This window comes from Mesorhizobium sp. GbtcB19 (assembly GCF_019091085.1).
GTDB lineage: Bacteria > Pseudomonadota > Alphaproteobacteria > Rhizobiales > Rhizobiaceae > Mesorhizobium.
Genome location: NZ_JAGXJY010000031.1, coordinates 19,782 through 41,989, shown reverse-complemented (window position 1 = coordinate 41,989; position 22,208 = coordinate 19,782). Strand labels below are relative to the sequence as shown.

Here is a 22,208-nt window from a genome sequence, read left to right as displayed (position 1 = left end):
TCACCGTTTGGCCCATGTCGCGGACTTAGGCAGAGTTAATTAAGCTGCTCCAAGATCCCGGAACTGGTTGCCACCATGATCGCGTGGTACATCTGCAGGGCCAACGCGCAGATGGCAGCCGCGGATATCGGCACGCCGAACGGCACGACGCCCTTGCGATCCATATGCTGCACATAGTGGCGGAATATGCCGGCCGGCATCAGGAAGGGATTCTTGACCAAAGCGGCCGTGCCGATCGCGAAAACCAGCAGCGCCACGGCAAACACCATGAGATGGCTTCCGCCAATCAGAAGCGGCGTAACGCTCATCAACTTGACGTCGCCGGCACCGATTTTGTGCAAGAGCCAGAATGGAAAAAGCGCAAGAAACAGCGCGGCGCCGCCGAACGCGCTGATTCCCATTTCCAGCCATGAATGAGTTTGCAACGCCTGGAATTGCAGGGCGCCAAGCCCGAGGCAGAGCAGCAGCAGCACGTCACGGTTGGATATCTTCTGCGCGCTGAAATCTGTCCAGGCGATTCTTCCCAGCAGCAGGATGGCCAACCCCTTGAAGACGATCGAAGCGGTCAGCAAAATGGTCATGACCGTTCTATGTTCCGGACGCTGGACGATAGCAGCTTCAGATTGTTGGCAACGGTCGGATCGTTGGGCGCCAGTTCATAGGCCTTGAGGAAGTTGCTGCGCGCATCCTGCAGCTTGCCGCGCAGGAGATAGGAATAACCGAGATTGTTGTAATATTCCGGTGTCGCGCCGAGCAGCCGGTAGGCACGGCCATAGGCCATGTCGGCCAGATCGAAGCGCCTTATACGGTCGCAGGACGCGGCAAGACCTAGCCAGGCGACGCCGTCATTCGGCGCCAGCCTAGTCGCTTTGTAGAACAGGGCGCCGGCATTGCCGTAATTTTCGGAACGGAACTGCGTCTTGGCCTCGGCAACCGCCTGGTCCGAGGCGTAATAATCGACATCGCTGATCGTTTTCAGTCCATCGAAGGTATCGCCAAAGGCGGTGTAGTCGCCTTTGGCCGGCTCATTGGTGCGCACGACGCCGGTGCTGTTGCCGTCGGTCGACTGGCAACCGGCAAGCATGACCAGCAGCATGCTGGTTGCGACGGCGAGGCGCATCGGCCTTATCATTTTGTGCCCCAAGGAGCCCTCCGACTCAATTTTAGAAGATAATCATATGACGGATCAGAAGAAAATGCCCTTCATGCGAATGATCACCGGCAGCATAATGATCATCAGCACCACCGGAAAGATACACAAGCCAAGCGGGATCGTCATCTTGACGGGCAGGGAGTTGGCACGTTCTTCCGCTAGCAGGATCCGCTGGTCGCGCATCTCGGCGCTGTAAACGCGCAAGGCATCGGTGAGACTGGTGCCCAGCTCTTCCGATTGCCGGAACAACACCGCCAAGGCCTTCGCTTCATCCAGTCCGATGCGATCGGCGAGTTCACGCAACGCCTCGCGCAACGGCTTACCTGCCCGCAACTGCAGGTTCATGATCGTAAGCTGGATGCCCAGCCATTTATGCGTGCCCGCCAGTTCCTGGCTCACCCGTTCGACCGCCGCCTCGAGACTCATGCCGGCATCGGCGCAGGTAATCATCATGTCCATGAAATCGGGAAAGGCGCGACGATAGATCTGCTTCTGGGTATTTTCGAAGCGATCGAGCATGATGCTCGGAATGACGATACAGCCAAGGCCGAACAGGCCTGCGCCCGCAAAGGCGAAGATGCCAGGCAATCGCGCCGGCAATACCTTGGACAGGAGGGCATACATAAGCAGAAAGCCGATGGCGACAGCCCCAAGCCGGCAAAGCGTGTAAATGACAGGTGCGCTCGGCTGATAGAAACCAGCGCGAAAAAGCTTGGCTTCGAGAGCATCCGGCTCGTTGCGTTCCTTCTCCATCGACTTGAAGTAGGCTTCGACCGGCCTTTGCGCCGCAGCCTTGGTGAGGACATCTTGCGCCAGGATCGAGCGGCGATCCACATGCCCATCGCCGACGAGACTGTCCGTCACCAGCCTGCGCGTCTGCATCGCGGGCAGGAAAACCAGTGCGGCGAACAGGAACAAGGTCACCGCCGCCGCGAAGACGGCGAGTGAAACCAGAAAGGTCAGGTCGTTCGTGTTCGAAAGCAGGCTCATGGTCCCTCCTAGAAATCGAAAGTGACCATGCGATACATGATGTAGACGCCTAGCAGCGCCCAGCTCCCGAATGTCACGAACACCGGCAGGATCAACGGGCTACCCCAGACCTTGCCATAATAGGACGGCGCCAAGAGCATCAGGATCAGGAACATAACGAGAGGAAACAACGAGATGATCCACGCGGATACGCGACCCTCGGACGAGAGCGCCCTGATCTTCAATTTGAGCTTATGCCTTTCGCGCAGCACGGTCGACAGATTCGCCAAGATCTCGGTGAGGTTGCCGCCCGTCTTGGCCTGGATCGAGAGCGACACCGACAGCAGGTGCAGGCCCTCGAAGCCGACCCGCTCCGACAGTTTCCGCACCGCCTGCTCCATGCTGAGCCCGAAGGTGATCTCGTCGGCGACGATGCCGAATTCCGTGCCGAGCGGATCGGGCATCTCGCGCGCGACGAGACCGATCGCGACCGAAGCCGGATGACCGGCGCGGAGCGAACGGACGATCATGTCGAGCGCATCGGGCAACTGCCTGGCGAACTTCGCTATCCGCTTTTTGCAGGCCCGGCGCAGGACAAGCAGCGGCAATGCGAACCCCACCGCCAGGAAGATAAGGAAAGCCGCCGGCGCCGAGACGCCAACCAGGAACCAGAGAAGCAGCGCCAGCGCTAAACCGGCGAGAAGGAACGACATCGCGAAAGTCATCGGGTTTCCGGTTATGCCGGATCGGGTGTACAGCCGGTTCAACCAGATAAAGCTGGACGCGAAGTCTCCTGAACCGGTCAGGCCGCGCTCGCGCAGCAGGCTTTGCAGGGTCTGCTCCGCGGGCGCCTCATCGGCGAGGCGGCGAAGCCGGTGATTGACGGCGAGCAGGTGCGAGCGCCGGCGCGTGAGAGAGAGGTAAAATGCCTCGCCGGCAAGGATGACGGAGGCGGCCGCAACCACGTAGATAAAATAGAGCAGCGTTTGTCCCGTCAGCATTTATAGGGCTACCTGCGGATTGAAGGCATCCTTGGCGAAATGAAGGCCGAGCGTGGCTGCCTCGGAGGCGAAACGGGGGCGAACGCCGGTGGCGCGGAAATCGCCGATGATCGTGCCGTCGGCCGCAACGTCGCGCCGGATATAATGATAGATTTCCTGAAGCTGGACGACATTGCCTTCCATGCCAGTGATTTCCGAAATCGAGATCACGCGCCGGCCGCCATCTGAAAGACGCTGCGTCTGCACGATGATGTCGAGGGCGGAAGCGATCTGCGCGCGGATGGAGTCGTGCGACATAGGCATTCCCGCCATGCCGACCATCTGTTCCAGGCGCGATATGGCGTCGCGCGGCGTGTTGGCGTGGATGGTGGTCATCGAACCTTCGTGGCCGGTGTTCATGGCCTGCAGCATGTCGAAGGCTTCCTCGCCGCGCACCTCGCCGACGATGATGCGGTCGGGGCGCATGCGCAGCGCGTTCTTCACCAGCTCGCGCTGGCGGATCTCGCCCCTGCCCTCGACATTGGGCGGGCGCGTTTCCAGCCGGCCGACATGCGGCTGCTGCAGTTGCAGTTCCGCCGCGTCCTCGATCGTGACCAGACGCTCCTTCGACGGGATGTGGCTCGAGAGCGCATTGAGCAGCGTCGTCTTGCCGCTGCCGGTGCCGCCCGAAACCAGGATCGACTTACGCGCCTGCACGGCAATCCTCAGCATGTCGATCATCGGCTGGCGGATCGAGTTGAACGCCATCAGGCGTTCAAGCGAATAAGGGTTCTTGGAGAATTTGCGGATCGACACCAGCGGGCCATCGATCGAAACCGGCCGCACTGCGATGTTGACGCGCGAGCCGTCGTCGAGGCGCGCATCCGCCATCGGCGATGACTCGTCGACGCGACGACCGATATTAGAGACGATCTTGTTGATGATACGCAGCAGATGCGCCTCGTCGCGGAAACGGATCGAGGTTTGCTCGATGATGCCGCGACGCTCGATGAACACGCGCTCATGCGTGTTGATCATTATGTCGGTGATCGAGTCGTCCTTGAGCAGCGGTTCGATGGGGCCCAGGCCCAGCATCTCGTCGGCCGTATCGCTGGTCAGCTGATCCAGCTCGCGAGCATTCAAAGGCACGTTCCGGCCGCGCACGAATTCGCGCACGATCGGCCGGATCTCATTCAGGATCTCGTCCTTTGAAGCGTTTTCCAGCGTCGCCAGATTAAAACGGTCGATGAGATGGCGATGCAATTCGACCTTGAGGGTCAGGAAATCATCGCCCGGCGGCTCTGCTTCTGCCGCGGGAGTTGTGACCGCTCCATTCGGCGCAGCAGCCACGACCGGCGCCAGCGGCGTCTTCTGTTCATTCGGCCCTTTGATGAAGCGACCCAACATGCCGCTTACCCCCTTATATGTTCCCCAGACCGAAACTAAGCGTTAACCACGAGGGGCACAAGCGGCTTGGAGGACACATTGAACGTATTACTTGCGACATAGTTAAGAAATCGAGATTTGATAAATCGTTTTATTTTGACTTGCTTGGCACCTACCGACCAAAGTCCTAAGACGTTTGGCGGCCCCCAGAAAATCACCCCGCTAACCCCTTTAATATAAACGGATATGTCATATTTCTAATGTGGCATCCTCTGGCCACGGGTGTGGCCGAATTGTGAATGAATGGTTAAGATCGCTTGAAAAGTGAAGCGAATCAAGCTGTTGTAGAAGGTGAAAGAATCTGAAATCGAGTATTGCAAGGTTAAAGGACTGTTAATCCGTTTGACCGGTTTTTTAGCGCGACCTAGGATTGAACGTGACGGGGGATGCTTGGGTATGGGGTTCATCCTTGGCTCTGTCTCGTCGGGTTCAAACCTCCAAAGGGAGAAATTGGCATGAAGAAGCTCATGACGATGGCCCGGCAGTTCCGCGACGATGAAAACGGCGCTGCTATGGTCGAATATTCGATTCTGATCGGCATCATCACCGCGGCGGTGATCGTGTTCATCATCGGCGTTGGCATTTATGTCACCGATGCGTGGAGCACGCTGTGCAACAATCTGTTGCCGCATGATTCGAACATGACCTGCTGATCTGGGAACTGACCAGGCCCGAGGGGGGACCTCGGGCCTGGTCGAGCTGATATCGCAAGGCAATCTCGGGCCGGGTGCGATCTGACGGGCTACGGTGTGGTTGCTTGAAATGGGGCTTGGGGTAAATGCGCGCCAATACACTCATAATGATCGTGCTAGCCGGTATATTCGGCGTTTTGGCAGTCGTGCTTGTCAACATCTGGCTGGCGGGCCAGCGCAACGCAATGGCCAGCGGCGGGCAGGCCAGCACGGTGGTGGTCGCGGCAGTGCCATTGAAATTCGGCGACGCGCTGACGGCCGACAAATTGCATGAGATCGCCTGGCCGGCGGGAGCGGTGCCAACAGGCGCCTTCAAGACTGTCAAAGAGGCGATGGCCGGCGACGGCGCACGGCAGGCTCTCCAGACAATCAGCGTCAATGAGCCAATCCTGGCTTCCAAGATCACTGGCGCCGGGCAGCGCGCCACTTTGTCGGCGGTGCTTGGCGAGGGCATGAAAGCGGTTTCGATCCGCGTCAACGACGTGCTCGGCGTCGCGGGGTTTGTTTTCCCGGGCGACAGGGTCGACGTGCTGTTGACCCGCAACGTTCGCGGCGACGATGGCGCCGACAGGAGTTTCGTCGACGTGCTGCTGCAGAGCGTGAAAGTGCTGGCCGTCGACCAGGTTGCCGACGAAAGCAAGGAGAACCCGCAAGTCGTGAAGGCGGTCACGGTCGAAGTCAGCACCAAGGACGCCCAGAAGCTGACACTCGCGGCGGGCGCCGGGCAATTGTCGTTGGCGTTGCGCCAGGCTGCCGGCAGCAAGGGCGAGATGAACGAGAGGGTGACGCTGGCGGACTTGACCGGCGACACGCCGGACGATGTCGCCAAGCGCCAGGCCGAGCTTGACAGGCAGGCAGCCGAGGCAGCGGCGCGCAAGCAGGCCGACGAGAAGATCGATGGCCTCGCCAAGGCGGTCGAACGGGTCGGCAGCCAGATCGATCAGATGAGCAAGACAAAGCCGGTCACGGTCGTGGCCGCCGCGCCACAGGCTCAGCCGCAGGTGAAGGAAGTGATCAAATACGTCCAGCCGGAACCGCCGAAGCAAGCGACGGTCGGAGTTTTCCGTGGTATCAAGCTGGAAACATACGAGGTGCCGCGACAAGACTGACGAAGGTCGGCGCGGCGGGCTGCCACAGGCAGCAAATTGGGGAGACGAGTAATGCAGGGGTTTTGGGTCAGGATAGCGGTGGCCGCGCTATCCGTATTGGGCGTATCGGCGATCTCTGACGCGCCGGCTGCCGCGGCTGACCGCTTCATCGACGTGTCGAGCCCGTCGCTGCACCGCGTTTTCGTGCCCGTTTCCCAATCCGCCACGATCCAGGTGAACGCCACTTTGGGCGACATCGTCGTCGGCGACGAGAAGATCGCCGACGCACAGCCGATGACCGACAAGACGCTCTACATCATCGGCAAGGCCGTCGGCACCACCACCGTCAACCTGTTTTCCGAAGACAAGCGTTCGCTCGGCGCCATCCAGATCGAGGTGGGTCAGGATGTCAGCGACATGGCGGTCGCCATTCGCCAGGTGGCACCCAAGGCTCGAATAGAGATCGGGTCCATCAATGGCAAGGTCAGGCTCTCCGGTCACGTCAAGGACGCGGCGACACTGGCATCCATCGTGGAAGTCACGCAGCAATACGGCCCGGACTCCATCATCAATGCGGTGACGATCGATGACAGCGAACAGGTCAATCTTTCGGTCCGCATCCTCGAGGCCAAACGCAATGCCGGCCGCGATCTTGGGGTGTCGTTCAAGAGCACGAACAGCCGCGGCACGACCCGGGTGGGAACAGGCATTGGCACGGTGGATAAGGACGGAACCGAATTAGGCACTGGTGATCTGGTCACAGGCCTTCTCTCCAAGACCAACCCATTCGCGGCGCTCATCACCCGCATTATCGACAGCAATGTCAAAGTCGACTTGATCATCGAAGCACTTGAGGCGAAGGGCGTCGTTCGCACGCTGGCCGAACCGAATCTCACCACGGTTTCCGGTGAGACGGCCAGCTTCAATGCGGGCGGTGAGGTGCCGGTGCGCAGCGTCAACGCGCAAGGCGAGGTCGAGATTCTGTTCAAGCAGTTCGGCGTCAATTTGAACTTCACGCCGGTGGTGCTCGACGACGGCAAGATCCACATCAAGCTGGCGCCGGAAGTCAGCGACCTGACCGGCTTCACCGCCGCCGGCGACCCGATCTTCACCAACCGCAAACTATCGACGGTGGTCGATCTGCGTGATGGCCAGAGTTTCGCCGTCGGCGGCCTGCTCTCCAGCAAGAACACCATCCAGCAAGATCAGGTGCCGTGGCTCGGCCAGGTGCCGATCGTCGGCGCGCTGTTCAAGAATTCGAGCACGCAGAAGGAAGAGACCGAACTGGTCGTCATCGTCACGCCGCATCTGGTGCGGCCGGTAAGGCCCGGCGAACAGCTGGCGACGCCTTTCGACAAGACGAAGCCGGCCAACGATCCGGAGCTCATGCTGCTCGGCCAGCTCGAAGTCAACAAGGACATGATCCGCATGTACGAGCATGGCGAAGGCGTCACCGGACCCTATGGCCACATGCTGGATGTCAAATCGAAGGACAAGCTGGTCTATGTCAAGAAATAAGCTCCTTCTCGTTCTTCTCGGCACCAGCCTGCTCGCGGGCTGCGCGGCCGACTATCTGCACAATTACGACACGATGACGCTGGCTTCCGGCGACTCGCAGAAGGCCAACCAGCTGCTGCAGACGGTCGATCCGTATAACCCTGCCTCGAACAACACGAAGATCGAGGGCAATGGCGCACGGTCCGTCGGCGTCGTTCAGAAATACAAGCTGCCCCCAGGCGGGTCCGCGCCGACGACGAACATGACAGTCAATGTCGGGCCGTCGAGCGCAACCAGCGGGGCGAACTAAAGAGAAGGATGCAGCGCGTCGGGCGCGCGAGGACACCCGACACGAATGGAGAGTAGGGTCATGTTGGGGACCATTCGTGAATTCTGGAACGATCAGCGCGGCATAGCGATGATCCTTGTTTCCATCATGCTACCGGTTCTGGTCGGCTTTGCATTGCTGGCGATCGACATGAGCCGCGCCAACGGGCTGCACAGCGATCTGCAGAAGGGCGTCGACGCACTGGCGCTTGCCGGCGCGGCGGAACTGGATGGCAACCCGGATGCCATCACACGCGCCAATCGGGCCGTCACCAATCTTCTGGCCAACGAGACACTGTTTTCGACGTCAGGCGAGCATCCGCTCGCGCTTGCCGACGTGACCGTCACTTACCTGACCGGGATACCAGCGAACGACAACATCGCGTTGACCGCCGCCGGGCTCGATTCCAACGGCGTTAATTGGGCAAGCACGGACCCCAAGCTCGTAAAGTTCGCTGAAGTCACCGTGAACGCCTCCGGCACGACGACAGATGGAGCGGGCGCTTTCGCTACGATCTTCCCGGCGAGCTTCATCGGCGGCGGCGAAACGATGGATATGCGGCCGCAGGCAGTGGCCGGCTTCACCAACGCGCTCTGCCAGTTCACGCCGATGTTCATCTGCAATCCCTACACCTCCCTCGGCGCGCTCCAGACGGCTCTTTCGGGAACAAAGAAGCCGATGATCCTGCTCAAGGAGCAGACTGGCGGAAACAACGCCCAATATCTGCCTGGCAATTACGGGTTCCTGTCTTCGCCGGAGGGCGACAAGTCCACGGCCACCATTACCGAAATGTTCGCCGTGACGAACCCACCGGCTTGCTACAGCCAAAACGGGGTTAAGACGCGCCCGGGTAATATTCCGCCCGTCGACGCCGGCATCAACACACGCTTCGATCTCTACGACAACAGCGGGCCCTACAAGACCGATCCGACCCTCAACCCGCCGGCGCCCAACGTGCGCAAAGGCATGGTCGTCTCGAATGCCGGCAAGAAGAACTGCGCCTATTCCGCCCCAAACAGCGGTCAGGCGAACAACTACATGGCGCTCCCGAGGGACACCGGCTGCTGCGCGCAGGCGGGGGTGCCCGGCAGCGGCCTGTGGAACTTCTCCGGTTATTGGACGGTCAATCATGGCAATGCGAGCACATCCGGGGTGCTGACCGCGTGCGGCGCAAACCCCAGCCGGTACTGCGTCTACAAATACGAGATCAACAATCCGACGCTGAAAAGCGGACAGGAGAAGACGGCACCTCAGTGCAACACCACCACCCAGAGTGCCGACAGGCGGCTTCTCTACGTGGCGGTTATCGACTGCGTCAACAACAACGTCAAAGGCGGCAACCAGACGTTGCCGGTACAGGCCTTCGCCAGCATGTTCGTCACGGAACCGGCAGGAGGACCGCCGGACGCCAATATCTACGCCGAGATAGAGGACATCAGCACCGTGGTGGGCCAGAACACCCTGAAAAAGCTCCAGCGCAACGAAGCACAACTCTACCGGTGAAGCCATGCTAGCGCTCAGGCACATCATCGGGCATTTCAGGAGCGACGAAGACGGCGCCGTCCTTGTCGAGATGGCGCTGCTCACGCCCTTTTTGCTGCTGTTGTCGGCCGGGGTGTTCGAATTCTCGAATGCGCTGAACACACGCATGCTTCTTGACGCCGGCGTCAGGGATGCCGCCCGCTATATGGCGCGCTGCAGCAGCGATTGGGACACTTGCTCGGGACTGGCAAAAAACCTCGCCGTGAACGGCGCCGTGACTGGCGGCAGCGCCAGGGTCACGGGATGGACCGTAGACGAGGTTACCATCAACAAGCCAGTGTCCCTCCAGGCGATCGATCCCGCGACCGGTACCGAACTCTATCTCAGCGCCACCGCTAACGTCGATGTCGTGAAGGTCAGCACATCGTATCCGTACCAGGATCTCGGCCTCTGGTTCTATCTCGGTTTTCCTCAGCTCCACCTGTCGGTATTCCATGAGGAGCGCGTCCTCGGATGGTGATGCGGCGGCGCAGGTTCTGGGCAAGCGAATGCGGCGCGACGATGGTCGAAGCGGCCATAGCCATGCCGCTGCTGCTGACCCTCCTGCTCGGTTTCGTCGACTTCGGCTATGCCTTCTACCAATGGAACGCGGCCAACAAAGCCGTGCAAGCCGGAGCAAGACTGGCGCAGATTTCCAGCCCCGTCGCCACCGGGCTGGCCCTCGAGGCAAAGACGCCCAGCAACTCGCTGGATGTCGGCGCCGCCGTCCCGGCCAACACCTATAACTATATCTGCACGGCCAATACGGCGGGTGTAGCTTCCTGCACCTGCGGAACGGGCGCGACGTGCCTGGATGTCACTGCAAGTCAGGCCGCCTTCGACTTTATCTTCAGCGGCAACAGCAGCCGGGCTGGAATGCATTCATATCTGCCCATGCTGACGAAGTCCCAGGTCCGGATTCAGTATCAGGCTTCGGGCCTTGGTTACTGGACCCGGCCCAACGGCCCTGTGCCGACCATCACGGTCAGCATCGTCAATCATCAATTCCAGTTCTTCTTCCTGGGCGGGTTGCTCGGGTTCAACACCATCACCATGCCCTCGATGCTGAGCACGGTCACGGGCGAAGACATAAAGAGCACGTACCCATGAACGCCATCGATACCAGAGTCCTCCCGACCAAGCGCAAGCAGGTGGCGCTGTTTTCGTCGGATCCGAATTTCAAGCGCGACGTCACGACAAGGCTCGACGCGCTGGCGATCTATGACGTCAAGATTTCGGAGGCGGCCGAGTTCCTGAAGGGGCCGCCGGTCGACAGCCGTCCCGGCATCATCATCCTCGATCTCGGCAATGGCGAACTGCTCGGCAGTCCGGGGGTGGTCGAGGCGCGCTCGGCCTGGGCCTCGGTGCCGCTGATCGCGATTTCCGATGAGCTCACCTCGGAGCAGACGCGCGTTCTGGTGCGCATGAACGCCTCCGACTGGCTGCACAAGCCGCTCGACGCCAAGGAGTTGCTCAACGCCGTCACTTTCCACGACACCGGCAATCAGGGCACCAAGAGCCGCATCGTCACCTTCATCGCCGCGAGCGGCGGCGCCGGCGCTACGACGCTGGCGATCTCGGCGGCGGAGCATCTGGCCTCGAAGTCGGCCGAGCGGGCGGCCTCGACCTGCCTCGTCGACCTCGACTTCCAGAGCGCCAATTGCGGCGCCTATCTCAACCTGTTCAACCAGTTCGACCTGACCGGCATCATCGGCCAGCCGGACCGTCTCGACGTCGAGCTCATGGACGTCATCAAATTGTCGCGGCCGTCCGGCCTCACGCTCTATTCCTTCGAGCGCCCGCAACTGCCATTCGAGCCGCATGGTTCCGACTTCGTCTTCAAGCTGCTCGATCTCGTCGCCTACCGCTTCGACGACATCGTCATCGACCTGCCCAACATCGAGACGCCGTGGCATGACTCGGTGCTGCGCACGAGCGACGAGATCTTCATCGTCTTCGAGCTCAATGTCGCCTCGCTCAGGCAAGGCAAGCGCCTCTACAAGAAAATCCGCGAATTGCGCGGCAACAAGGTCAGCATCACGCTGGTCGCCAACAAGCACAAGCGCAAATGGTTCGGCAACCACTTCTCGCGCAGCGAGCTGGAGAAGATCTTCAAGGCACCGAACATCAAATCGCTGGCGCTGGACAACGCGCTCTTGGCCGACGCGCTGAATCGCGCCATCCTGCCTTCCGAGGTGGACGGGCGCGCGCGCTTCAACAAGGATCTCAAGCGCATGTTCAAGGAACGGCTGGACAATGCCCAGCGCTAGGCGCTTCGCCTGCAAAACGCGCGTCGGCGTCGGCCTCGCCGGCGCCTTGCTGATCGGCGTTGGGCTGGCGCTGGGGTGCGACGTGGCGACGGCCGGATCGGGCCTGCCGCCGCTGCCCGCCATGGGTCCTAGCCTGCGCAAGGCGGTCGGCTTCCAGACCAGCGAGCAGCCCGGCACGATCATCATCCGCAAGAACGAGAAGGCGCTCTATCTGGTGACGGGCCAGGGCCAGGCGCTGCGCTACCAGATCAGCGTCGGCCGCGACGGCTTCGGCTGGACCGGAACGGTCAAGGTCGCGTCCAAGACCGAATGGCCGGAGTGGCGCCCGCCCAAGGAAATGCGCTCGCGCCGGCCGGAGCTGCCGGCGATGGTGCCGGCCGGCCCCTACAACCCGCTCGGCGCCCGGGCGCTCTATCTGTCGCGCGATGGACGCGATACACTCTATCGCATCCATGGCACCAACGATCCCAAGGGCGTCGGTTTCGACGGCACGTCCGGATGTTTCCGGCTGACGAACACCGATGTGATCGATCTCTTCAAACGCGTCGCGGTGGGCGCAAAGGTGGTGGTTGAATGACGATGATCAGCGAGCCGGACGCTCCGGCAATCGAACTCGGTCAAAGGGAAGCCGTGCCCGGAAAACCCAGCCGGGGCAAGCTCATCGCTACCGTCGCGGTTGGCGCCGCGCTCGTCACCTTCGTCAATGTGACCGCCGCCGTCTATCTCTATCGCGGCGTCAACGAGCTCAAGACGATGGAGGCGCGGCTGGAGCAGCTCGGCCAGTTCGAGCAGCGAATCGGAGCCCGCATCGACACGGTCAACAACGGTTTCCAGAGCCGGTTCGAGACGCTGGACCGCCAGTTGCAGGCGAGTTTCGGCCAGATCAACGGCAATATCGCCAAGCTGGAGCAAGGCCAGCCCGTTGCCGCCAGCGAGCAGGCGCCCAGCGCGCCCGAACCGGCCATGCTCGACAACACCACGGTGGCGGATGCGTCCGCGGCCGGCGAAAGCGGCGCCGATCCCGCCGACGCGCAGCGCTCGTTCAAGCGGAAGGTCGCGCCTCCGGGCCCCAACCCGGCTTACCAGCGCATCCAGCAGCCCGACGGCAAGGTCTACTACAAGAAGATCAACTGATCGCGCGCGCTGTCGCCGCCGCGGCCTGAACCAGCACTACAGATCGCGCTGCAGCGCCAGGACGCGGACTGCGCGCGTTTGGGCGCGCGCCCTGGCCTCGCGCAGGAACGCGACATGGCAGTATGCGCAGGCCGCGAGACCGACGCACAGCACCAGGCTGTTCTTCGCGCTGAAGTCGAGCATAAGCGAAAAGTGCCAGCCGTTCGGTATGGTGAAGGCGGCAATGGTGCTTGCCGTTTCCGCGTGGCTGCTCAGCGCGATCATCTTGCCGGCAAAGATCAGCGCGGCATGATTGGCGAGGAAGAACCCGGCGGGTCTCTTTGCATGGCAGATCATCCAAAAGGCGCCAGCCGCCAAGACAATGACGGCAGCATCGGCGGCCATCGACCCGGCAAGATACACGTGCACCTGCTGCCAGAACATCGTCGAGAACGGGCGCAGTTCCAGCCAGGCCTGCCACACGGCAGGGCTCGCCGGATAGAAGCCCAGAAGCATTGCCGCCAGTCGCTCTGCCGCCAGCAGAAGCAGCATCAGGGCCGGAAAGGCAAAGAGCAGTATCGGCTTGCGCGTCATGTCATCCCCTCGACATCCGATGACCGATTCTAGCCAGCATTGGTTGCGCGAGGCTTAACGCAACGCCTTGCTTTTCAAGGAATGTGGCTCGCGTCTAATGTATGATCGGGGTCAAAGAGCGGGGGGCGCCGTGTCGACAGGATTCAGCGCGTTGGGATCGAGCGGCGGCGCCGGCAATCGGCGCACCCCCTCGAGGGCCTGCGCGTGAGCCAGGCGAAACCGCCCGGCCGTCCGCTGCTGGCGCCGGTGCTCGGCGGGCTCGGGCTGCTCGCCGGCATGTTGCTGATCGCCGAAAGCGAGCGCTGGCTGCCACCCGAGCCGCTTTCGATCGCGCCGGTTCCGGGCGCCGGCGATGTGCGGCCGGTCTCCCAGGCCCCGATCCACGACACGCGGCCAGGCCAACCGGCGCGCAAGATCGCCGAGGATCGCATCGCGCCGCCGCCGCTCGACCCATCCGGGATCGAGCGCATCGAGCCGCGGCCGCCGCTCGGCGAACTCGGGCTCGCGCCGCTGCCGAATACGCCGATGCCGCAGGATTGGCACGAGACGCTGCTTTTTCGTCCGGTCGCGACCTCCTCGGCGGTCTTCGAAGCCATGGGACGCACGGTCGCCATCAGCGGGACGGTCGACATTGATCCCGGCAGGACCTGCTCGTTCGACAACAGCGCCTGGCCCTGCGGCCAGCGGGCGCGCGCCGCCTTCAACGCCTGGCTGCGCGGCCGGGCACTCAAATGCCTGCTGCCGCCGGATGTCGACCGCTTCGCCATCGCCGCGCCCTGTGCGCTCGGCAAGCAGGATGTCGGCGCCTGGCTGGTCTCCAACGGCTGGGCGACGGCCGCGCCTACCGGCATCTACGGCAGGGCGGAAGCGGTGGCCAGAGAGGCCAGGATGGGCATCTTCGGCCCGCCGCAATAGCGCAATTTGCAGGAAACCCGCGACCGGTTCCGCTTCCGAATTGCGTGAAAGCAGAATGGTCAGAGCGGTTCCGTTCTCCTAAGGACCGTAGACTGTTCCAACGTCCGGGCGGGTCATCAAACGCAGAAGTCGCGGCGCGCGCCGGATGCAGCGCTTCGTATGGAGAAGATGCCGATTTTGCATCAAATTGTACGCTTTCCTGACACCGAAATCGTAACGGACCTCCTGTAAGCCAATGCGTCGAACAGGAGATTTGCCCTTGCCCACGAAAACGCAGACCGCGCCGGTTCGGACATGGACGCAGGTGATCTGGCTGGCCGTGCTTGGCACCGCGGCATGCGTCGCCCTTTCGCTCGCATTGAACTACCTGCTCATGTTCAGCGACAGCCTGACGCCGTTCGTGCGCGGGGCGGTTACGGCCATCGTCGTGCCGATCGCCATCGGCCTGCCGCTGTTTGCCCTGCTCGGCTGGCAGCAGATCGAGATCCGCCGCTACCGGCAGGAACTCACCAGGTCCGGCACCTTCGACCAGTTGACCGGCTGCCTGAACGGCAAGGTGTTCACGTCGATGGTCGACAGACGGGCCGCGAGACCGGTCGGCCCGCGCTCCGGCGCCTTTCTGGTCATCCATCCGCAACATCTGGCATCGATCAACCTGCGCTTCGGTCTCGAATGGGGTGACGAGGCCTTGCGCCTTATCGCATCGGCCATCCGGTCCGCCGTGCGCAAGGACGATCTGATCGGCCGGCTCGGAACCTCGATGTTCGGCGTCTTCCTGCCGGGCGCGAGCGACCAGGACGCCAAGGAGATCGGCGAGCGCATTCGCGGCGCGGTCGGCGAGATCTATTTCGCGCCGAAAGGCGACAAGGACGTGCTTGCGATCAGCGTCGGCGGCGTCGTTTTCGAGCATGAGCTGGATTTCGAGGACATGTACCGCTTCGCCGAGGAAGGCATGGCCGAGGCCCCCGACGAAGCCGGCCTGCGGCTGTCGCATGTCAACAACTGAGCCGGCGTGATCGGTTCGCGTGTTGGCCAGGTTCGCGTGTTGGCCGGGCCCGCGCCCGCCGCTGGATCACACTGGCGCGAAAACTGGAGGCCTCGCCCGGAATCGAACCGGGATTGAAGGATTTGCAGTCCTGTGCGTGAACCATTCCGCCACGAGGCCTCGTGGGCGAGGCATCGCAATAGGTTGACGCCAGGACACCGTCAAGCACCGTGCGGTCAAACAGTTGCAGGGAAGGACTGGTGCTGCGAGAGAGGATTGAACTCTCGACCTCTCCCTTACCAAGGGAGTGCTCTACCACTGAGCTACCGCAGCCTGCGATGGCGGCGCTTCTGCCATATCGAACCGGCAAGCGCAAGGCCAAGAAAAACCCAAAGCGTCGCATGTGATTCCTGGCAACAACTATGCGGCTCGAAGCGGCACGCGCAGCTGCTCCACAGCCCGAAACCCGCCTGGCCGCCTGCTTTCATGACATCGCCGGGCCAAAATGCTACCCATGGCGGAATCGCAGCCGGCTGACCACCGGCCAGGGATCGGACGATGGACGAGAAGACAAATCCACCGAAAAAAGGCGAAGCCGAGCGTAAGGGCCGACTGGCCGAGGCTTTGCGCGCCAATCTGCAGAAACGCAAGGCGCAAGCGCGTTCCCGACGCGCGGGCGATGCCGATCAGCGGTCGGAAGGATTGCCGGCTGCTGGAAAAATGCACAAGGACTAACCGAAATCAGCCACACTGGCCGACCACTGTTGGTCAGGGTCTGGGGGAAATCCTATTTCTTGAACCAAGCCGGCCAATGGTCTAAGCCGGGCGCATCAACCGATTGAAACCGGCCTGTTCTGGCCGAGGGGACGTTTTCTTATGGATCGCATCAGAATTGTCGGCGGCAATGAGCTGGCCGGTACCATTCCGATCTCGGGCGCCAAGAACGCGGCATTGCCGCTGATGATCGCCTCGCTGCTCACAGACGATACGCTGACGCTCGAAAACGTGCCGCATCTGGCCGATGTCGAGCAGCTGATCCGCATCCTCGGCAATCACGGCGTCGACTATTCCGTCAACGGCCGGCGCGAGAAGCAGCAGGAAGGCTATTCGCGCACCATCAATTTTTCCGCCCGCAACATCGTCGACACCACCGCTCCCTATGAGCTGGTCTCAAAGATGCGCGCCTCCTTCTGGGTAATCGGCCCGCTGCTTGCCCGCATGGGCGAAGCCAAGGTGTCGCTGCCCGGCGGCTGCGCCATCGGCACGCGCCCGGTCGACCTGTTCCTTGAGGGCCTGCAGGTGCTGGGCGCCGAACTCGACGTCGACAATGGCTATGTCATCGCCAAGACCCGGAATGGCCGCCTCATCGGCAACCGCTATGTCTTCCCGAAGGTCTCGGTCGGCGCCACGCATGTGCTGATGATGGCGGCCGCGCTCGCCAAGGGCGAGACGGTGCTGGAAAATGCCGCCCGCGAGCCTGAGATCGTCAATCTCGCCGAGTGCCTGATCGCCATGGGCGCCAAGATCCATGGCGCCGGCACCTCCACCATCACCATCCATGGCGTCGAATCGCTCTCCGGCGCCCGTGTGCGTGTCATTCCGGACCGCATCGAGACCGGCACCTATGCGATGGCCGTCGCCATGACCGGCGGCGACGTGATGCTCGACGGCGCCCGGCCCGACCTTCTGCAGAGCGCGCTCGACGTGCTTGTCGAGACCGGCGCCGAGATCACGCCGACCAATGAGGGCATCCGCGTCAAGCGCAACGGCGCCGGCATTGCGCCGGTCGATGTCACCACCGCCCCCTTCCCTGCCTTCCCGACCGACCTGCAGGCGCAATTCATGGGCCTGATGACGATGGCCAAGGGCAAGTCGCGCATCACCGAGACGATCTTCGAGAACCGCTTCATGCATGTGCAGGAGCTGGCCCGGCTCGGCGCCCACATCACGCTTTCCGGCCAGACGGCGATCGTCGACGGCGTTGCCAGGTTGAAGGGCGCGCCCGTGATGGCGACCGACCTGCGCGCCTCGGTGTCGCTCGTGATCGCAGGCCTTGCGGCCGAGGGCGAAACCACGGTCAACCGCGTCTATCATCTCGACCGCGGCTTCGAGCGGCTGGAAGAGAAGCTCTCTGGCTGCGGCGCGGTGATCGAGCGGATTTCGGGCTGAGTGACCCAGGGCAAGCCTTGCGGATAAGAGCGGGCCTTACTCTGCTGGAAGGCCAATGGCCAAGGTCGGCGCCGCCCCTCATCCGCCCTTCGGGCACCTTCTCCCCGCAAACGGGGAGAAGGCCGCGACTGCAGCTTTGGCGCCTTTCCTGCAACGTTCGCAATTGACGAAATCCCTGGCGAAAAGCGTTCCTTCTCCCCGTCACTATACGGCGAGAAGTGCCCGGCAGGCCGATGAGGGCGGCACCGGCTTCGCGTGATTGCCTTAAACAGGTTCCGTGCCGAGGTTGCACGGACCGGAAAGACCGCCTAACAGAAGGCTGAAACCAACCTTCAGGTGCGAAATCCCGCATGGCAGCTCTCAAGCTCATCGCGCTCGACGACCAGGATCTGAGCATCGTCTCGGCGCATGTCCAGGACGCCGTGATGAAGGTCTCCGACCTTGAATACCTGCCGGCGGCCAAGCGCTTCGTGCTGACCATGAACCGGTTCGTCTGGGAGGCGAAATCCGGCCTGTTCCGCCAGCACAATGAACGGCGGCAAAGCGTGCTGCACTTCGACCGCGTGCTCGGCGCCAAGACCAGCGGTATTCAACGCGACAAGCCGGCCGAGGTGCTGTCGCTGCTGGCGATCAGCTTCATCGCCATCAGCAAGCCGGCCGGCATCGTCGAACTGGTGTTTTCGGGCGGCGGCACCATCATGCTCGACGTGGAATGCGTCGAGGCGCGGCTTGCCGATGTCGGCGGCTCCTGGGAAGCCACTTCACGACCCGCGCACAGGGGCTGAGGCGCAATGGCCATTACGCTCCGCCAGCAGGATATCGATTTCGAACAGCGCTTTTCGGCCTTCCTCACCACCAAGCGCGAGGTGTCGGCCGATGTCGAGGCCGTGGTGCGCGACATTATCGGGCGCGTGCGCGCCGAGGGCGACAAGGCGCTCATCGACTATACGCTGAAGTTCGACAGAGCCGATCTCGGCAAGCTCGGCATCGCCGTCTCGAAGGACGACATCGCCAGGGCCCATGAAGCGGCCGATCCGGCCACGATCGAGGCGCTCAAATTCGCGCGCGACCGTATCCGGTCGCATCACGAGCGACAGAAGCCGAAGGACGACCGCTATACGGATGCCGCCGGCGTCGAGCTCGGCTCGCGCTGGACGGCGATCGAAGCCGTCGGCCTCTATGTGCCCGGCGGCACCGCGAGCTATCCGAGCTCGGTGCTGATGAACGCCGTGCCGGCACGGGTCGCCGGGGTCGACCGCATCGTCATCGTGGTGCCGGCCACGGGCGGCGTCATCAATCCGCTGGTGCTGGTGGCGGCCGATCTTGCCGGCGTTTCGGAGATCTATCGCGTCGGCGGCGCGCAGGCCGTCGCCGCTCTCGCCTATGGCACCGAGACGATCAGGCCGGTCGCCAAGATCGTCGGCCCGGGCAACGCCTATGTCGCGGCGGCCAAGCGGCAGGTTTTCGGCACGGTCGGCATCGACATGATCGCCGGGCCGTCGGAAGTGCTGGTGGTGGCCGATGCCGACAACGATCCGGACTGGATCGCGGCCGACCTTTTGGCGCAGGCCGAGCATGACGTTTCGGCGCAATCGATCCTGATCACCGACAATGCCGAATTCGGCAAGGCGGTCGAACACGCTGTCGAACGCCAGCTTAAAGTCCTGCCGCGGGCCGAGACGGCGGCCGCGAGTTGGCGCGACTTCGGCGCGGTGATCCTGGTGCCGACGCTGGAGGCCTCGCTGCCGCTGGTCGACCGCATCGCCGCCGAGCATGTCGAGCTCGCTTTCGACGATGCCGAGGGCTTCCTTTCCAGGATGCGCAACGCGGGCGCCGTGTTCATCGGCCGGCATACGCCGGAGGTCATCGGCGACTATGTCGGCGGCTCAAACCATGTGCTGCCGACGGCGCGGTCGGCACGCTTTTCCTCGGGTCTGTCCGTGCTCGATTTCGTCAAGCGCAGCTCGATCCTGAAGCTCGGGCCGGAGCAGCTCAAGGTGCTGGCGCCCGCCGCGATCGCGCTGGCCAAGGCGGAAGGGCTCGACGCGCATGCCCGCTCCGTCGCGATCAGGTTGAACATGTAGCGATGTCGGGCCACGACCAAACCCGCAACAGGCTGATCGACGTCGAGCTCGACGAAACGATCGGACGTTCGACGCCCGACGTCGAGCACGAGCGGGCGGTGGCGATCTTCGACCTCATCGAGGAAAACAGTTTCCGGCCGGTCAATGACGACGGCGCCGGCCCCTACAAGCTGAAGCTGTCGCTGGCTGAGTCGCGCCTGGTCTTTGCCGTCGGCCGTGAGGACGGGGCTGCGGTGGTCACCCACATCCTGTCGTTGACGCCGCTGAGGCGCATCGTCAAGGACTACTACCTGATCTGCGAAAGCTATTACGAGGCCATCCGCTCCTCGACGCCCAGCCATATCGAGGCGATCGACATGGGCCGGCGCGGCCTGCACAACGAGGGCTCGCAGACGCTGATGGACCGGCTGGCCGGCAAGATCGAGATCGACTTCGACACGGCACGGCGGCTGTTCACGCTGGTCTGCGTGCTGCACTGGCGGGGTTAGATCAGGGATGACGTTTCGTTGAATCGCCGTCCTGATCCAGCTCTTTGTTGGAGCATGATCTTTTCCAGAAACCGGTTCCCACTTTTTGGGATCATGCTCTTTAGTTGGAGCATGATCTTTTCCAAAAACCGGTTCCCACTTTTTGGGATCATGCTCTAGTGGCCGCCCTGCCCCATTCGATCCTGTTCCTGTGCGGCATGAACGCCGTGCGCTCGCCGATCGCGGAGCACCTGGCGCGGCGGATGCTGCCTGCCACCTCATTCGTCGCTTCTGCCGGCGTCCACGCCGGCGAGCGCGACCCGTTCGTCGACGCGGTGCTCGCCGAGGAAGGCCTGTCGCTCGGCGAGCGCCAGCCAAAGGCATTGGAGGAGCTGGAGGACGATTATTTCGACCTGATCGTCACGCTGGCGCCGGAGGCGCATCATGCGGCACTCGAGCTCACCCGCTCGCTCGCCGTCGAGGTCGAGTATTGGCCGATGCCCGACCCGACCGATACCGGCGGCACGCGCGAGCACATCATGGCGGCCTATCGCGACGTGCGCGAGCGGCTGAAGGCGCGCATAAGTCGACGTTTTGCGGCACCGAAGGCTGAAAGCGCCCCGGATTAAGCTTGTTCACAAGCAGACGATTATCATATAGGTTCCGCGCAAATTCCGGTTGGAGTCGGATGATTTCAGGTCTATTCGACCTGAAATCATCCGACTCCAGATCAAGAGTAGAGCATGATGTCGTCCGAAAACCGCTACACACTTTTCGGCATCATGCTCTAGGCGCCGGAAGGCCCATCCAAGCAAAGGTATCGAATGCCGAAGGAAGAAGTCCTCGAGTTTCCAGGTGTGGTCACCGAACTGCTGCCCAATGCGATGTTCCGCGTGAAGCTCGAAAACGAACACGAAATCATCGCCCACACGGCCGGCCGCATGCGCAAGAACCGCATCCGCGTGCTGACCGGCGACAAGGTCCTGGTCGAGATGACGCCTTACGACCTGACCAAGGGCCGCATCACCTACCGTTTCAAATAGCAAATCGGCATCAAGCGCGATGAGCATCCTGCAGAAGCTGGTGCTTGCCTCGGGTTCGCCGCGCCGCATCGAACTCCTGCAGCAGGCCGGCATCGAACCGGACCGCGTGCTGCCCGCCGATGTCGACGAGACGCCGCTGCGCGCCGAGCATCCGCGCTCGCTGGCCAAGCGCCTGTGCAAGGACAAGGCCGAGAAGGCGCTGGCCTCGCTGAAGACCGAGGACGATTACGCGCCGGCCTTCATCCTCGCCGCCGACACGGTGGTGGCGGTCGGGCGGCGCATCCTGCCCAAGGCCGAGACGATCGACGACGCCATCAACTGCCTCGGCCTGCTTTCCGGCCGCTCGCACCGGGTCTATTCCGGCATCTGCCTGATCACGCCGGGCGGCAAGCTGCGCCAGCGGCTGGTGGAAACCCGCGTTCGCTTTAAGCGGCTGCCGCGCGAGGAGATCGACGCCTATGTCGCCTCGGGCGAGTGGCGCGGCAAGGCCGGCGGCTATGCCGTGCAGGGCCTTGCCGGCTCCTTCGTCGTCAAGCTGGTCGGCTCTTACACCAACGTGGTCGGCCTGCCGCTCTACGAAAGCGTCGCGCTGCTTTCAGGCGAAGGGTTCAAGGCGCACCAGAACTGGCACGCCGCGCGCTCATGAGCCTGGACGACAAGGTTACGCCGCTTCGACCGAAGCGGCCCTGCCCCGAATGCGGCAAGCCCTCGGCGCGCGAGCACTACCCGTTCTGCTCGGCGCGCTGCAAGGACATCGATCTCAATCGCTGGCTGAAGGGCGCCTATGTCATTCCCGGCCGCGACGGCGAAGAGGACGAAGACGACAGCCGGAAGCCGGAGCCCAAAGACTAATTGCGGGCGGCAAGCCGCCTTTCCATGGCGATTGCGGGTGAT

General features: G+C 62.6%; 28 protein-coding genes and 2 tRNA genes. 22 read left to right on the top strand and 8 right to left on the bottom strand.

Annotated features, from left to right (window positions below):
• Positions 1-35: 35 nt before the first annotated feature.
• The 5 genes from KVT37_RS30005 to KVT37_RS29985 are packed head-to-tail and all read right to left on the bottom strand — an operon-like array spanning position 36 to position 4,509.
• Complete coding sequence (locus tag KVT37_RS30005; RefSeq protein ID WP_254634350.1) at positions 36-581, bottom strand: prepilin peptidase; 546 nt, start codon at positions 579-581, stop codon at positions 36-38.
• The gene (locus tag KVT37_RS30000; protein ID WP_217578634.1) at positions 578-1,132 is read right to left on the bottom strand and encodes a tetratricopeptide repeat protein; all 555 of its coding nucleotides are present in this window, start codon (positions 1,130-1,132) and stop codon (positions 578-580) included. Before KVT37_RS30000 ends, KVT37_RS30005 begins: the two co-directional genes overlap by 4 nt.
• A gap of 54 nt (positions 1,133-1,186) precedes the next feature.
• Positions 1,187-2,143, bottom strand: coding sequence for a type II secretion system F family protein (locus KVT37_RS29995; RefSeq protein WP_217578633.1), 957 nt, complete (start codon positions 2,141-2,143; stop codon positions 1,187-1,189).
• A gap of 8 nt (positions 2,144-2,151) precedes the next feature.
• On the bottom strand, positions 2,152-3,123 hold the full coding sequence (locus tag KVT37_RS29990) for a type II secretion system F family protein (protein WP_217578632.1): 972 nt from the start codon (positions 3,121-3,123) through the stop codon (positions 2,152-2,154).
• On the bottom strand, positions 3,124-4,509 hold the full coding sequence (locus KVT37_RS29985; RefSeq protein WP_217578631.1) for a CpaF family protein: 1,386 nt from the start codon (positions 4,507-4,509) through the stop codon (positions 3,124-3,126).
• Positions 4,510-5,003: 494 nt separating this feature from the next.
• On the opposite strand from KVT37_RS29985, the gene KVT37_RS29980 reads away from it, so the two are divergent.
• The 10 genes from KVT37_RS29980 (at position 5,004) to KVT37_RS29935 (ending at position 13,078) form a co-directional block, all read left to right on the top strand.
• The gene (locus tag KVT37_RS29980; RefSeq protein ID WP_217578630.1) at positions 5,004-5,201 is read left to right on the top strand and encodes a Flp family type IVb pilin; all 198 of its coding nucleotides are present in this window, start codon (positions 5,004-5,006) and stop codon (positions 5,199-5,201) included.
• A 125-nt stretch (positions 5,202-5,326) separates the two neighbouring features.
• Positions 5,327-6,349, top strand: a complete 1,023-nt coding sequence (gene cpaB / locus KVT37_RS29975; protein ID WP_217578629.1) for a Flp pilus assembly protein CpaB — start codon at positions 5,327-5,329, stop codon at positions 6,347-6,349.
• Between the two features lie 51 nt (positions 6,350-6,400).
• Positions 6,401-7,846 (top strand): type II and III secretion system protein family protein, encoded by a 1,446-nt coding sequence (locus KVT37_RS29970; RefSeq protein WP_217578628.1) that lies wholly within the window; start codon positions 6,401-6,403, stop codon positions 7,844-7,846.
• Positions 7,833-8,135, top strand: a complete 303-nt coding sequence (locus tag KVT37_RS29965) for a hypothetical protein (RefSeq protein WP_217578627.1) — start codon at positions 7,833-7,835, stop codon at positions 8,133-8,135. Before KVT37_RS29970 ends, KVT37_RS29965 begins: the two co-directional genes overlap by 14 nt.
• 60 nt (positions 8,136-8,195) lie before the next feature.
• Positions 8,196-9,656: a TadE/TadG family type IV pilus assembly protein gene (locus tag KVT37_RS29960; protein ID WP_217578626.1), complete on the top strand. Its 1,461-nt coding sequence runs from the start codon at positions 8,196-8,198 to the stop codon at positions 9,654-9,656.
• Positions 9,657-9,660: 4 nt separating this feature from the next.
• Complete coding sequence (locus KVT37_RS29955; protein ID WP_217578625.1) at positions 9,661-10,155, top strand: TadE/TadG family type IV pilus assembly protein; 495 nt, start codon at positions 9,661-9,663, stop codon at positions 10,153-10,155.
• Positions 10,149-10,784 (top strand): TadE/TadG family type IV pilus assembly protein, encoded by a 636-nt coding sequence (locus KVT37_RS29950; protein WP_217578624.1) that lies wholly within the window; start codon positions 10,149-10,151, stop codon positions 10,782-10,784. Before KVT37_RS29955 ends, KVT37_RS29950 begins: the two co-directional genes overlap by 7 nt.
• A complete protein-coding gene (locus KVT37_RS29945) occupies positions 10,781-11,944 on the top strand; it encodes an AAA family ATPase (RefSeq protein WP_217578623.1) in 1,164 nt (387 codons plus the stop codon). The genes KVT37_RS29950 and KVT37_RS29945 overlap by 4 nt, the downstream gene beginning before the upstream one ends.
• On the top strand, positions 11,931-12,521 hold the full coding sequence (locus KVT37_RS29940) for a L,D-transpeptidase (RefSeq protein ID WP_217578622.1): 591 nt from the start codon (positions 11,931-11,933) through the stop codon (positions 12,519-12,521). The genes KVT37_RS29945 and KVT37_RS29940 overlap by 14 nt, the downstream gene beginning before the upstream one ends.
• Positions 12,518-13,078 (top strand): hypothetical protein, encoded by a 561-nt coding sequence (locus tag KVT37_RS29935; protein WP_217578621.1) that lies wholly within the window; start codon positions 12,518-12,520, stop codon positions 13,076-13,078. Before KVT37_RS29940 ends, KVT37_RS29935 begins: the two co-directional genes overlap by 4 nt.
• Positions 13,079-13,114: 36 nt before the next feature.
• Here the strand turns inward: KVT37_RS29935 and KVT37_RS29930 are convergent, their stop codons facing one another.
• Positions 13,115-13,651: a hypothetical protein gene (locus tag KVT37_RS29930; RefSeq protein ID WP_217578620.1), complete on the bottom strand. Its 537-nt coding sequence runs from the start codon at positions 13,649-13,651 to the stop codon at positions 13,115-13,117.
• Positions 13,652-13,855: 204 nt separating this feature from the next.
• On the opposite strand from KVT37_RS29930, the gene KVT37_RS29925 reads away from it, so the two are divergent.
• Complete coding sequence (locus tag KVT37_RS29925; protein ID WP_308642793.1) at positions 13,856-14,566, top strand: thermonuclease family protein; 711 nt, start codon at positions 13,856-13,858, stop codon at positions 14,564-14,566.
• Positions 14,567-14,825: 259 nt separating this feature from the next.
• A complete protein-coding gene (locus tag KVT37_RS29920; protein ID WP_254634349.1) occupies positions 14,826-15,572 on the top strand; it encodes a GGDEF domain-containing protein in 747 nt (248 codons plus the stop codon).
• Between the two features lie 84 nt (positions 15,573-15,656).
• Here KVT37_RS29920 and KVT37_RS29915 read toward each other — a convergent pair.
• Positions 15,657-15,731, bottom strand: a tRNA-Cys gene (locus tag KVT37_RS29915).
• Between the two features lie 78 nt (positions 15,732-15,809).
• Positions 15,810-15,884, bottom strand: a tRNA-Thr gene (locus tag KVT37_RS29910).
• A 225-nt stretch (positions 15,885-16,109) separates the two neighbouring features.
• Here KVT37_RS29910 and KVT37_RS29905 point away from each other — a divergent pair.
• The 10 genes from KVT37_RS29905 to yacG all read left to right on the top strand — a co-directional run bounded on the left by KVT37_RS29905 (position 16,110) and on the right by yacG (position 22,166).
• Positions 16,110-16,286: a hypothetical protein gene (locus KVT37_RS29905; RefSeq protein WP_217578618.1), complete on the top strand. Its 177-nt coding sequence runs from the start codon at positions 16,110-16,112 to the stop codon at positions 16,284-16,286.
• Between the two features lie 141 nt (positions 16,287-16,427).
• On the top strand, positions 16,428-17,720 hold the full coding sequence (gene murA, locus KVT37_RS29900; RefSeq protein WP_217578617.1) for a UDP-N-acetylglucosamine 1-carboxyvinyltransferase: 1,293 nt from the start codon (positions 16,428-16,430) through the stop codon (positions 17,718-17,720).
• Between the two features lie 55 nt (positions 17,721-17,775).
• A complete protein-coding gene (locus KVT37_RS29895) occupies positions 17,776-17,979 on the top strand; it encodes a hypothetical protein (RefSeq protein WP_217578616.1) in 204 nt (67 codons plus the stop codon).
• Positions 17,980-18,070: 91 nt separating this feature from the next.
• A complete protein-coding gene (locus KVT37_RS29890; RefSeq protein ID WP_217578615.1) occupies positions 18,071-18,505 on the top strand; it encodes a DUF2948 family protein in 435 nt (144 codons plus the stop codon).
• A 6-nt stretch (positions 18,506-18,511) separates the two neighbouring features.
• Positions 18,512-19,804 carry a histidinol dehydrogenase gene (hisD, locus tag KVT37_RS29885; protein ID WP_217578614.1) on the top strand — a complete coding sequence of 431 codons (1,293 nt, stop codon included), beginning with the start codon at positions 18,512-18,514 and terminating at the stop codon, positions 19,802-19,804.
• 2 nt (positions 19,805-19,806) lie between these two features.
• Positions 19,807-20,292, top strand: coding sequence for a UPF0262 family protein (locus KVT37_RS29880; RefSeq protein ID WP_217578613.1), 486 nt, complete (start codon positions 19,807-19,809; stop codon positions 20,290-20,292).
• Between the two features lie 158 nt (positions 20,293-20,450).
• Positions 20,451-20,900, top strand: a complete 450-nt coding sequence (locus KVT37_RS29875; protein ID WP_308642792.1) for a low molecular weight phosphatase family protein — start codon at positions 20,451-20,453, stop codon at positions 20,898-20,900.
• A 195-nt stretch (positions 20,901-21,095) separates the two neighbouring features.
• The gene (gene infA / locus KVT37_RS29870; protein WP_006200926.1) at positions 21,096-21,314 is read left to right on the top strand and encodes a translation initiation factor IF-1; all 219 of its coding nucleotides are present in this window, start codon (positions 21,096-21,098) and stop codon (positions 21,312-21,314) included.
• 19 nt (positions 21,315-21,333) lie between these two features.
• On the top strand, positions 21,334-21,960 hold the full coding sequence (locus KVT37_RS29865; protein WP_217578612.1) for a Maf-like protein: 627 nt from the start codon (positions 21,334-21,336) through the stop codon (positions 21,958-21,960).
• Positions 21,957-22,166, top strand: coding sequence for a DNA gyrase inhibitor YacG (yacG, locus tag KVT37_RS29860; protein ID WP_217578611.1), 210 nt, complete (start codon positions 21,957-21,959; stop codon positions 22,164-22,166). Before KVT37_RS29865 ends, yacG begins: the two co-directional genes overlap by 4 nt.
• The last annotated feature ends 42 nt before the right edge of the window (positions 22,167-22,208 follow it).